Consider the following 12,653-nt stretch of genomic DNA (forward strand, 5'->3'; position numbering starts at 1 on the left):
GTGTCAATTTCACTTTGGCAACAGTGTGTGCAGCGATTAAAAGAGGAGATAGCGCAATCTTCCTTTAATCAATGGATCAGCCCCTTACAAGCAGAAGAGTCTGGTTTGGGGTTAACCTTGTGGGCGCCCAATCAATACGTTTTAGATGGTGTCCTGCAAGAGTATTTGGCACGGATTACGCAGCTTTTAGGTGAGCTGACTCAGGGCAAAGCCCCAAGAGTCATGGTAGGTATTGGGGAAAGACAACATAGTGCTGTTAGCGCTGCACCCAGTGCCGTAGAAGAGGCTGCTTCTAGTAGTGCAGAAGAAATTGCAAAGGTTGAGGTTGCTCATCAGCCAGCCGCGCCAGCAGCGGTATCGCATCAAAGTAATTTGAATCCCAATTATGTCTTTGAAAATTTTGTTGTGGGTAAGTCCAACCAATTGGCTGAGGCTGCTGCAAAGCAAGTTGCTGAGAATCCAGGAGGGGCTTATAACCCATTGTTTCTTTACGGGGGCGTAGGATTGGGAAAAACCCACCTTATGCATGCAATTGGTAATGCCATTTTAGCCAAGAAGAAAAACGGGAAAGTTATTTATCTACATTCTGAGCGTTTTGTTGCAGATATGGTAAAGGCATTGCAGAGCAATACGATTAATGAGTTTAAACGTTTTTATCGTTCAGTAGATGCCTTATTAATCGATGATATTCAATTCTTTGCTGGAAAAGAGCGCTCTCAAGAAGAGTTTTTCCACACCTTTAATGCTTTATTAGAAGGCCAACAGCAGATTATTTTGACCTCTGATAGATTTCCTAAAGAAATCAATGGAATAGAAGAGCGCCTAAAATCTCGTTTTGGTTCTGGTTTGACGGTTGCTGTAGAGCCTCCAGAACTGGAAACACGGGTCGCTATTTTGATTAGCAAAGCAGAGCAATCTAACATTCTACTTCCGCATGAGGTTGCATTTTTCATCGCAAAGCGCATACGTTCAAACGTACGTGAGCTAGAAGGTGCATTAAAGCGCATTATTGCGAATGCGCAATTTACGGGTAGCCAGATTGATATTGCCTTTACTCAAGAATCACTGAAAGATGTTTTGGCAGTGCAAGATAAACTTGTATCGATCGACAATATTTTGAGGACAGTCGCTGAATACTACAAAATAAAGGTATCAGATTTACTGTCGAAAAGACGTAATCGCTCCGTGGCAAGACCACGACAAGTTGCCATGTCTTTATGTAAAGAGCTAACCAATCACAGCTTACCTGAAATTGGTGATGCCTTTGGTGGGCGAGATCATACGACTGTGTTACATGCCTGCAAAACCATTAAAAATTTACGTGAATCAGATGCAGATATGGCTGAAGATTGTTCAAATCTGCTTAGAATTTTATCAACCTGAGGAAGTAGAAAGTAATGCGGTTTTTGATTCACAGAGAAGCACTGCTTAAACCTTTGCAGCGTGTGGCAGGTACGGTTGATAAACGCCCTGTGCAAAAGCCAATTTTATCTAATATTTTAATAACCGTTAAAAGCCAATTACTTTCTTTAGTGGGTACTGATTTAGAAGTTGAATTGATCTCTCGGATCCCGCTTGCAGAAAATGCTGATGCGGGAGAAGTAACCGTTGGTGCAAAAAAATTAATTGATATTTGCAAAGCGCTTCCTGAGAATTCACAAATTGAATTTAATTATCAAAATAATAAATTAAGCTTAAAAGCAGATAGAAGTCGCTATAGTTTGGCTTGCTTGCCAGCGGATGATTTCCCACAAATTGAGCAAAGTTCAGCGGATATAGAAATTTCTTTGTCGCAATCCATATTAAGACAATTATTATCTTCTTGTGGTTTTGCCTTATCTCAATCTTTAGACACAGCACGTTATTATTTAAATGGAATTTGTTTAAGTTTTGAGCCTGATGGTCTTAGGGTAACCGCAACAGATGGGCATCGATTAGCAACCTTAAAAGCGTCTTGTGCCTTAAATATGAGTGAAGCACGAGAAGTGATTATTCCTAAAAAAGCAGTGCTTGAAATGCAGAGGCTCTTTGCTGAAGGTGAAGAAGAGGTTGGTATTGTAATTGGCAAAAACCATTTAAGAACCATCACAACAGGTTATAGCTTTGTTACAAAATTAATTGATGGAAAATTCCCAAGTTATAAAGCAATTCTGCCATCTGCGCCTGGAGAAACTGTTGTTTTAAACAGGGAGCTTTTCAAAAATGCTTTAACCCGTGTGTCCGCTTTATTGTCTGAGAAGCAAAGGGGTGTTCGCTTACATTTTTCGCACAATCTTTTGAAGCTTATTACCATTAATTCAGATAAAGATGAAGGCGTTGAAGAAATGGAAGCAAGCTTTTCTGGAGATGATATCGAAATAGGTTTTAATGTTAGCTATTTGCTCGATTATTTAACCGCTATGCACACTGAAACCATTACAATGACCGTCATTGATCCTAACAGCAGCGCGTTGTTTTCTTGCGCAGAAGGTGAGGGCTTTGCTGACGCTCATTTGTATGTTGTTATGCCCATGCGAATCTAAAATGCGTTTGCAGCGTTTGCGTGCAGAAGGCTTTCGAAATTTAGAAGATATCAATTTTAAACCACATCCATCCTGTAATATTATCGTTGGCGCCAATGGCAGTGGAAAGACCAGCCTTCTTGAAGCTATTCATGTTTTAAGTCTGGGGCGATCTTTTCGAACGCGCGAATTACAACCCGTTATTAATCACCAAAAAACAAGATTGGTTTGTTATGCTGAGGTTGTAGAAAAAGATAAGTTATTTCCTTTAGGGGTGGAGAAGCGCACTGCTGAAACCTTAATTTTACAAGCAAAAGGTGAAATAGGGGTTAAGCTAAGCGATTTTATTGCTAATATGCCGGTTCAGATTATTACACCAGATAGCTTTGATCTCTTAACTACAGGCCCTGAAATAAGAAGACGCTTCATTGATCTCGGGGTGTTCCACGTGGAACATTCTTTTGTGGGATTGAGCATGCGCTTCAAAAAAAGCTTAAAGCAACGTAATGCAGCCCTTAAACAGCAGGCGTCTCCTCAGATTATTAAAGCACTTGATGAGGGCTTTGTATTGAGTGCCGAAGCCATCTCTACGATGCGTCAGCATTATTTAAACGAATATATTCCGATTTTCTATGATATTTTAGCTATTTTTTTACCCAATCTTTGCATTCAGTATGAATATGTACCGGGGTGGGCGCACAAAGGCAATGGCGGCTATGGTGAAGCTTTGCAGAAAGCACTTGAGCAAGATTATCGTTATCGCTCAACAAGCGTTGGACCGCATCGAGCCGATCTTAAATTTACTGTAGAAGGTTTTCCTGCCCAGCATATTCTTTCCAGAGGACAGCAAAAATTATTTGTAAGTGCTTTAATCTTAGCGCAATCTGTTTATTTATCTCGGCAATCATCAATCAAAAGTATCTTTTTAATTGATGATCTTGCTTCTGAATTAGATAAATACAACCTGAGTTTAATCTTAAATTGGCTGCTTGAGAGGGAGCATCAAGTATTTATTACTTCTGTAGAAGAAGATATATGGTCAGAGTTATGTGATGGTGCGGCGCATGAGATGTTTCACGTGAAACATGGTCGTGTTGCTATTCGTAGCTTAGTGAAGTAAGTTGTCACCCATGATCTAGAGCTAATACTTTTGAAGCCATTCATTTATCCACGAAAATATTTCACATATCTGCTCTCATATCTAACATCTTATTCACATAGTTATCCACAAGCGTTGTGGGATAAAATCGATCTAATAGCATGATTCAAAAGAAATTTTTTACTTAAAGCTTGGAAACAGCCAAAGTTATTAAGTGGATCAAATGCTATTTGCTAGACTTAGGTTCATCTTCTTGTTCGTTGGCAAAGCTGTCTCTTCTAAACAAGGGTGCTTAACTGAATAATCAGAGTTTATTTTTATGCTTTATCAGCTATCCTTGCTTCTTGTTGTATATATCCCCGTGTAATGCGTTGCTACAAAAAAGAAGTACTGATTCTTCAGCAAATGAAGATGTGACTAAGAGTTAACGCTGGTAGCAGTAAGAGCCATTAGGTGTTCCACGTGAAACATTTTTTATCCACGCTGACCTAAACATAAGCTTTCTTTTTGCTCATGATGCTTCTTAGACAAATTGTGATTTTAGTTATTTGGGTAATTGTTGCTAAAGCACCAGATTTAGAGACTTTTAGGCTAAATTTTACATAAAGATCATTCGTTTCAGTGAGATATGGGGGAAATATGGTAAAATAGGCTATTAATTGTTTCCACATCCCAGACACGTTTAGATACTTAAGATCTCTGCATGAGATGTAACTTTGGGGAGCCATGAATGACATCTGAAGCAACATATGATTCATCAAATATTAAAGTTTTAAAAGGCCTTGATGCGGTTAGAAAACGTCCTGGTATGTATATCGGTGACACTGAAGATGGCACGGGCTTGCACCACATGGTGTTTGAGGTCGTTGATAACTCGGTAGATGAGGCTTTAGCGGGGCATTGCACGCTTATTGAGGTCACCATTCATCCTGACGAACGTATTTCCGTTAGGGATAATGGTCGCGGTATACCTGTAGATATACATCCAGAAGAAAAGCGTTCTGCGGCTGAAGTTATTATGACCATCTTGCATGCGGGTGGTAAATTTGATGATAACTCCTATAAAGTGTCCGGCGGTTTGCACGGTGTAGGTGTTTCGGTGGTAAATGCATTGTCCGAAGAGCTGAGAATGACCATCCGCCGAGGCCAGAAAGTATATTATCAAGAATATCATCATGGCGAGCCTAAATTTGCGCTTAAGGAAATTGGTGATACAGATACGACTGGCACAGAGATCAATTTTAAACCCAGCGCGAATACCTTTAAGAATATTGAATTTCATTATGATGTACTTGCCAAGCGTTTAAGAGAACTGTCTTTTTTAAATTCAGGTGTGAGAATTAGGCTAACGGATGAAAGAACAGCCAAAACAGATGAATTTTGTTATGAGGGCGGTATTAAAGCCTTTGTAGAATATTTAAATAAAAATAAAACACCTGTACATTCAAAAGTTTGTTATTTTTCTGTTCAAAAAGATAGTGTTCATGTTGAGGCGGCTTTGCAATGGAATGATTCTTATCAAGAGAATTTTTATTGCTTTACCAATAATATTCCACAGCGTGATGGTGGAACACATTTATCAGGCTTTAGAAGCGCACTGACGCGTACATTAAATAATTACATGGAAAATGAAGGCTATTTAAAAAAATCTAAAGTGAGTACTGTTGGAGATGATGCGCGCGAAGGATTAACCTCTGTTTTATCGGTTAAATTGCCGGATCCAAAATTCTCTTCTCAGACCAAAGATAAATTAGTCTCTTCCGAAGTGAAAGCCGCTGTAGAGTCTTCTTTAGCTGAGTTTTTAAATGATTTTCTGATGGAGAATCCTGCAGAAGCTAAAGCCATTGCGAATAAGGTTGTTGAAGCTGCTAGAGCCAGAGAAGCTGCTCGTAAGGCAAGAGAAATGACGCGCCGTAAAGGTGCTTTAGATATTGCTGGGCTACCGGGTAAATTAGCGGACTGCCAAGAGCGCGATCCTGCTTTTTCAGAATTATACTTGGTAGAGGGGGATTCTGCGGGTGGATCTGCTAAGCAGGGACGTAATAGAAAGACGCAAGCGATATTACCGCTCAAAGGTAAGATTCTGAACGTTGAAAAAGCACGCTTTGATAAGATGATTTCTTCACAAGAGGTTGGTACCTTGATTACAGCCTTGGGCTGCGGTATTGGCCGAGAAGAATTTAATGTCGATAAGCTTAGATATCATCATATTATCATCATGACCGACGCGGATGTGGATGGTTCACATATTAGAACCTTATTGCTCACTTTCTTCTATAGACAAATGCCAGAACTGATTGAGCGAGGACACATTTATATTGCACAACCTCCTTTGTACAGAGTAAAACGTGGCAAGCAAGAAAACTATGTGAAGGATGATGATGCGCTTGAGGCTTATTTGCTTCGCATTGCTTTGGAAGATGCAAGTTTGCATGTGAATGATGCTGCCCCCGCTATCCAAGGGACTGCGCTTGAGCATTTGGTCTCTGAATATAGTAAGGCAATGCGGATCGTAAAACGTTTATCTTCGCGTTATCCTGCTATTATTCTAGAAATGATGATGCAAATGCCGGCTTTAACATCTGAGCACTTAAAGGATATGGCCAAACTACAGCAATGGGTTACGACATTATCTGCCAAATTAGAAAGCGAAAAGCAAACCGGACAGTTATACGAAATTAAAGTGGCAGAAGATGTTGAATTAAAAACTTTGCACTTAGAAATTTTAATGAAAGTACATGGAATTGAGAGTAGTTGCCTCATTAAATCAGAGTTTTTCTTGCTCCCAGACTATTTACTGCTGACTTCTGTGGGGGCAGAGATCAATGGTATTTTAGAAGAAAATGCCTATATCACTCGAAATAACAAGCAGAAAGTAGTGACTACCTTTAAAGAAGCATTGAGCTGGTTGATGGAACAAGCCAAGCAAGGTCAGCAAATTCAACGCTATAAAGGCTTGGGTGAGATGAATGCTGAGCAATTGTGGACAACCACCATGGATCCCCAAACAAGGCGATTATTGAAGGTGAATGTGGAAGATGCTGTTGCTTGCGATCAGATCTTCACGACTTTAATGGGTGATAATGTAGAACCCAGAAGAGACTTCATTGAGTTGAACGCTCTCTATGTTGCCAATTTGGATATTTAGAGTGGGAGCTTTTCTTTAATCCAGCTTTCTGTTCGTTGATGTATCTCATCTGTTGTCAGTGTATTAGGGTAAATAGCAGGACCGATATTTACCCTAATAATACCAGCCTTTTTGATAAAAGCATTTCTTGGCCAGCAATTTCCCGCATTATGTGCCATTGGAATAATCGGCATTTGTGATTCTTTTGCAAGCAAGGCACCGCTTTTAGAAAATTTCCCAAGTTTGCCGGGGGCTACACGCGATCCTTCAGGAAATAGTACCACCCATCTGCCTGCCTTTAATTTTGCCTTACCTTGTTCTACCAATTGTCTTAAAGAAGAAGATTTTTTCCGATCAATGGCAATGGGTTCTAATGCCCACAATCCCCAGCCAAAGAAGGGGACGCTTAAAAGTTCTTTTTTTACAACCCAGCATTGATAGGGCAAGATGGTTTGTAAGAAGAGCGTTTCCCAAGCAGATTGATGGTTGCACAGTAAAATAGCAGGGGTTTGAAGCAAATTTTCTAAACCTCTCACTTGATATTCAATACCACAGATATACTTTGCTAGCAATATAACAAATTTAGACCACAGAGTAATAACTTTATAACGAAACTTATAAGGTAAAGGTAGAATGAGCATTGCAATTACACCAAACAAAATGGTTGCAATGGCTTGAAGCATAATGAATATCAAGGAACGGACAAAAGCTACTAAGGTGTGCATAGGTAGTATTTATTGTGGCCTGGAGAAAAACTTAAGATTGCATCTTAGAGCCTTTTCGTCAAAATTGCAAAGCAACATAATAGCCACTTTTATCATAAAACATAAAAATTACCTGGGATTCTTGTTTGAAGGATTTTTCTCAAACATATAGTTAGACCTTAAACGCCTAAATCCTTATACAATAACAAGGCCTTTTCTCTTGCTGTACTGTGTTCTACCATGGGGAAAGGATAGTCTTTGCCTAAGGTGATCCCTAGCTTCTTTAATTCAAGAATGTCCGCTTTCCACGGTGCATGGATAAACTTATCTGGTAAGGCTTGAAGCTCTGGTACCCATCTGCGGATGTAAGTGCCGTTACTGTCAAATTTTTCGCTTTGCGTAATGGGGTTAAAAATGCGGAAATAGGGCTGCGCATCAGCTCCACTCCCTGATACCCATTGCCAGCCAGCCGCATTATTTGCTAAATCGGCATCTACAAGTGTGTTCCAGAACCAATTTTGTCCTTCTGTCCAATGCAGAAATAGATCTTTCGTCAAGAAGGATGCAACAATCATGCGTACACGATTGTGCATAATGCCTGTTTCCCAGAGTTCGCGCATCCCTGCGTCTACAATTGGATAGCCAGTATAGCCTGTTTGCCATTTTTTAAGTGATTTTGAGTCTTTATCCCACTTAAAAGCATTGAATTTTTCTTTGAAATTGTGGTGTGGCAGTTCTGGAAAATGAAATAATAAATAATGACAAAATTCTCGCCAAATGATTTGTGATAAGTATATCTGGCGTGATTTTTGGTTTTGAATAGAAAGCGTTTTTTCATTGATAGCATATACAATTTGGTGTGGGCTGATTTGACCAAAATGTAAATAAGGTGAAAGTTTTGAAACAGAAGAAAGCGCAGGAAAATCACGCTGTTCTCCATAATATTCTATTTGTGAGTTTATGAATGTTTTAAGTAAATGTTTAGCCATCTTTTCACTAGGGGCGTGATATTTCGCTAATTTTTGCGTCCAAGAATGTTGTGGCCAAAGATTCCAATGATGCCAGTCTTCAACAATGTTTTGATTTTTGCAGGAATTTTCTGGGAATTTGCATATTTTTTTGTTGGGAATAATATTTTCAAGCAACGGCAGAATTCTATTTTTAAAAGGCGTATAAACTTTGAAGTAACCGCCAGTGCTATTATGAATCTGCGAAGGTTCAATCAGCAAAGAGCTATTGTAAGTATTTACAATAATACCATTTTGACGTAATGTGGCTTTGATTTTTGTATCTCTATGGATGGAAAATGGATCATAGCAACGATTCCAATAAATGCTGGAAATATCATTTTTTTTGATGATTTCATCTAATATGCTTTGTGGAGATCCTTTTCGAACGATGAGATGTCCCCCTCGTTTTTGGATATCGTGAGTAAGTGACTTAAGGCTCTCGTATAAAAACCATTTTGCTGCTTCTCCGGGTGTCCATGCATTTTTTTTATCTGTATCATAGATATAGAGCAACGTGACAGAATCATTTTCTTGGATGGCGTGTAAAAGTGCAGCATTGTCTGTTAAGCGGAGATCTTGCCTAAACCAGTAGAGCGCTTTTTTCATCGTATTTGCTTGTATAGTACTTTGCAAAGGCCATTAAATTATCAAACACCAGTGTGTTGGATGGTAATTGTGATGCGTATTTTTCCCAGGTGTGATTGCCTTTGCCAGTTTTTACTAGCACGGGTAAACAACCAACGGCGGCGGCTGCCTCTAAATCACGCATAGAATCACCCACAAAAGGAATATCTTTGAGCTGGCATTGATAAAATTGTGAAATTTGCTTTAAAAGACCAGGTTTGGGCTTTCGGCAAATGCAATCATCATCAGGTCCATGTGGACAGTAAAAGATACTATCAATGGCAGCATTCACTTTGGCAAGCGTTTCTTGCATTGTGTAATGTATGAGATCTAAAGTTGCTTCAGAATAAAAACCTCTTGCAAGTCCTGATTGATTTGTCGCAACGGCAATTTTAATGCCGAAACGATTTAATAAAGCAATGGCTTCAGGACTATGGGGCACAGGTATCCATTCTGAAGGTGATTTAATATAGGCATCAGAATCTTCATTAATGACACCATCACGATCTAAAATGACAAGCGATATGGTTTGCATTATATGGCCAGTTTTGAGATATCAGCAATTTGCATAAATAAGGCATACAATTGCGTAAGTAATAGAACGCGATTTTGTTTCAGCGCCTCATTATCTACCATTACTAAAACCTCATCAAAAAACCTATCCACAGGCTGTTTAAGCGCAGCAAGCTGTGTGAGCGCTTCTTGATATTGCCCAGCTTGAAGTAGCGGTGCAGTTTGTTGTTTTAGTGCATTGATTGCCAAAAATAGCTCTTTTTCCGCTGTTTCTGCTAACAAATCATCACGCACATTTGCTAAATTATCCAAAGAAAGATTTTGCTCATTTTTTTGGAGGATATTTTTCACGCGCTTGTTTGCTGCAGCCAGTGCTTGGGCCTCGGGTAATGTTTTGAAATGATTAACCGCAAGTGTGCGTTGGCTCATATCATAGGGACAATCAGGTTGTGTGCTTAAGACCGCATCAATGACTTGTGGAGCAACAGATTGCTCTTGATACCAAGATTTAAATCGTTCTAAACAGAATTTGTATACGATAGGCAGGATGTCTTTACTGACAATCCCTTCGTTAAAGCCTTGTTGGGCTTGTAACAGTAATTCTTGTAAGTTTAGTGTTAATTTTTTCTCAATGATGATGCGCAAAATTCCCATTGCTGCCCGTCTCAGTGCATAGGGATCTTTTTCTCCAGAAGGAATGAGACCTGCGCCAAAAATACCGATTAGCGTATCCAAGCGTTCTGCTAATGCTAAGCAAACGCCTGTTTGTGTTGCGGGTAAAATATCCTTGGCATGCGCTGGCAAATAAACTTCTTTGATAGCAATGGCCACTTCATCTGCTTCGTGATCATTTCTTGCATAATAAGAACCCATGATGCCTTGTAGCTCTGGAAATTCAAAAACCATGTTGGTTACCAAATCTGCTTTGTACAATTGTGCTGCTCTTTGTGCAAAGTTAGAATTGGCTTGAATTTTTGTCGCAATAAACATTGCTAATTCTGCTACACGCAAGGTTTTCTGATAGAGTGTGCCTAGATCTTTCTGATAAATCATCTTGTCTAAGCGCACCAATCTTGATTCTAAGGTAGATTTACTGTCTTGTTCATAGAAGAATTTTGCATCTTCTAAGCGTGCATGCATCACGCGTTGATTGCCCATCACAATATTCTTTGTATCAGCGGCTTCAACGTTACTTACAAGAATAAAATAAGGTAATAAGCGATTATTGGATACAATAGGAAAACATTTTTGATGGTTTTGCATAGAGGATATAAGCGCCTCTTTAGGAATTTTCAAAAAGTCAGCATCAAATTCCGCGACCATAGGTACAGGCCACTCAACAAGACCTATTACTTGGTCAAGGAGTGTATCGTCAATCACTGCTGCACCTTGTAACTTTTTAGCAATCTGAGTAGAGGCTTCAATAATGATATTTTTACGCTCTTGATAATCAACAATCACTTTGACATCACGTAGTACATTTAAGTAATTATCTGCATGATTAATTTTTATTTTGTTTGGGAAATGGGTGCGGTGCCCGTATGAATATTGGCTGCTTTTTAGATTTAGAATATCTGCTTCGATGGCGATGTTACCATGCACCAATGTGATCCAATGAATAGGGCGGATAAACTGGAGAGAAGAATCGCCCCAACGCATTTTTTTAGGATAAGGCAAGCTTTCAATACTTTCTGCAATAATAGCAGGTAAGATCTGTTCTAGTGGTTGACCAGGAATATTTTCCTCAAAGAGCAACCATGCCCCTTGCTCCGTCTCTAAGGTTTTTAGTGCCTGAATGGGTGTGTTACAGCTTTGGGCAAAGCCAATAGCCGCAGGTGTAGGTACGCCATCCTTATAGGCAGCCTTTAGAGAGGGACCACGTTTTTGTGCGATATAATCCGGCTGTTTAGAGGGCACTTGCTGGATTTTAAGCGCTAAGCGTCTGGGCGATGCAAAACAGTCTGTTTTGCCATAAGGGAGATTCAAGTTTTTAAATCTTTTTAAAACTTCATTTTGAAAAGCCGCTACCAACCGATCCAGGTGAGTGGGTGGTAAATCTTCAGTGCCAATTTCGATTAATAAGGTATTTTCCCCGTTCATAATTATGCTCTATTTCTTGTGTAATAGTGGAAAACCAAGTGATTCGCGTTTTTCGTAGTAACATTTGGCTACGGCACTGGCAAGTGTGCGGACTCTTAGAATGTATCGTTGCCTTTCTGTAACGGCAATAGCACTTCTTGCATCTAATAAATTAAAGGTATGAGATGCTTTTAAAACGCTTTCATAAGCAGGGAGTGGTAAGCTTTTTTCAATAAGGCTTAGGCATGTTTTTTCATAATGGTCAAAGTGCTGGAACAACATATCTGTATCTGCAAGTTCAAAGTTATACTGAGACATTTCTACTTCATTTTGGTGGAAGATGTCTCTATAGGTAACATCACCATGGGGTGTACGCGCCCACACCAGATCAAACATAGAGGCTTTATTTTGGATATGCATCGCTAATCTTTCTAGGCCATAAGCTAATTCACCCATCACAGGTCGACATTCAAGACCACCCGCTTGTTGGAAATAGGTGAATTGAATACTTTCCATACCATTTAACCAAACTTCCCAGCCTAAACCCCAAGCGCCTAAAGTAGGAGATTCCCAATTATCTTCTACAAAACGAATATCGTTTTCTTTGGGGTCGATACCCAATGCTTTCAATGATTCGATACAAAGTTCTTGAATATTAGGCGGAGAAGGCTTTAGAACCACTTGGTATTGGTGAAAATGCTGGGTTCGATTTGGGTTGTCCCCGTATCGACCATCTGTAGGGCGACGTGAAGGTTGTACGTGTGCACAATTCCATGGCTCTGGTCCAATTGCCTTTAAAAAAGTGGCTGGGTGAAAAGTGCCGGCACCCACCTCTAAATCGAGCGGCTGCAGTATAACGCAACCTTGCTCAGACCAAAATTGGTGAAAGCCTTGAATAATTTCCGAAAAAGTATAAGGGGATGCTTTGCTTTGCATAATGGATGCAAGTCACATAGTTGGTGTTGATAAACAACGCATTATACACGGAAATGCTTA

General features: G+C 39.7%; 9 protein-coding genes. 4 read left to right on the forward strand and 5 right to left on the reverse strand.

Annotated features, from left to right (window positions below):
* From dnaA to gyrB, 4 genes are all read left to right on the forward strand, one after another.
* The coding region (gene dnaA / locus CC99x_RS00005; RefSeq protein ID WP_305790512.1) for a chromosomal replication initiator protein DnaA at nucleotides 1-1,383 on the forward strand (1,383 nt) is incomplete at its 5' end.
* 14 nt (nucleotides 1,384-1,397) lie between these two features.
* Nucleotides 1,398-2,522 (forward strand): DNA polymerase III subunit beta, encoded by a 1,125-nt coding sequence (gene dnaN / locus CC99x_RS00010; protein WP_057624405.1) that lies wholly within the window; start codon nucleotides 1,398-1,400, stop codon nucleotides 2,520-2,522.
* Nucleotide 2,523: 1 nt separating this feature from the next.
* The gene (recF, locus tag CC99x_RS00015; protein WP_057624406.1) at nucleotides 2,524-3,621 is read left to right on the forward strand and encodes a DNA replication/repair protein RecF; all 1,098 of its coding nucleotides are present in this window, start codon (nucleotides 2,524-2,526) and stop codon (nucleotides 3,619-3,621) included.
* 709 nt (nucleotides 3,622-4,330) lie between these two features.
* Entirely contained in the window at nucleotides 4,331-6,748 is a 2,418-nt protein-coding gene (gene gyrB / locus CC99x_RS00020) for a DNA topoisomerase (ATP-hydrolyzing) subunit B (protein WP_057624408.1), read from the forward strand.
* On the opposite strand, the gene CC99x_RS00025 is transcribed toward gyrB, so the two are convergent.
* The 5 genes from CC99x_RS00025 to glyQ all read right to left on the reverse strand — a co-directional run bounded on the left by CC99x_RS00025 (nucleotide 6,745) and on the right by glyQ (nucleotide 12,593).
* Nucleotides 6,745-7,410 carry a lysophospholipid acyltransferase family protein gene (locus CC99x_RS00025; RefSeq protein ID WP_200953442.1) on the reverse strand — a complete coding sequence of 222 codons (666 nt, stop codon included), beginning with the start codon at nucleotides 7,408-7,410 and terminating at the stop codon, nucleotides 6,745-6,747. The two genes, gyrB and CC99x_RS00025, sit on opposite strands and share 4 nt — an antisense overlap.
* Nucleotides 7,411-7,610: 200 nt before the next feature.
* A complete protein-coding gene (locus tag CC99x_RS00030; RefSeq protein ID WP_057624410.1) occupies nucleotides 7,611-9,047 on the reverse strand; it encodes a cryptochrome/photolyase family protein in 1,437 nt (478 codons plus the stop codon).
* Nucleotides 9,022-9,591 carry a D-glycero-beta-D-manno-heptose 1,7-bisphosphate 7-phosphatase gene (gmhB, locus tag CC99x_RS00035; RefSeq protein WP_057624464.1) on the reverse strand — a complete coding sequence of 190 codons (570 nt, stop codon included), beginning with the start codon at nucleotides 9,589-9,591 and terminating at the stop codon, nucleotides 9,022-9,024. Before gmhB ends, CC99x_RS00030 begins: the two co-directional genes overlap by 26 nt.
* Before the next feature lie 8 nt (nucleotides 9,592-9,599).
* Nucleotides 9,600-11,678 (reverse strand): glycine--tRNA ligase subunit beta, encoded by a 2,079-nt coding sequence (gene glyS, locus CC99x_RS00040; RefSeq protein ID WP_057624411.1) that lies wholly within the window; start codon nucleotides 11,676-11,678, stop codon nucleotides 9,600-9,602.
* Nucleotides 11,679-11,687: 9 nt separating this feature from the next.
* Nucleotides 11,688-12,593, reverse strand: coding sequence for a glycine--tRNA ligase subunit alpha (gene glyQ / locus CC99x_RS00045; protein WP_057624412.1), 906 nt, complete (start codon nucleotides 12,591-12,593; stop codon nucleotides 11,688-11,690).
* Nucleotides 12,594-12,653: the final 60 nt, after the last annotated feature.

Source organism: Candidatus Berkiella cookevillensis, assembly GCF_001431315.2.
GTDB classification, from domain to species: Bacteria; Pseudomonadota; Gammaproteobacteria; order Berkiellales; family Berkiellaceae; genus Berkiella_A; species Berkiella_A cookevillensis.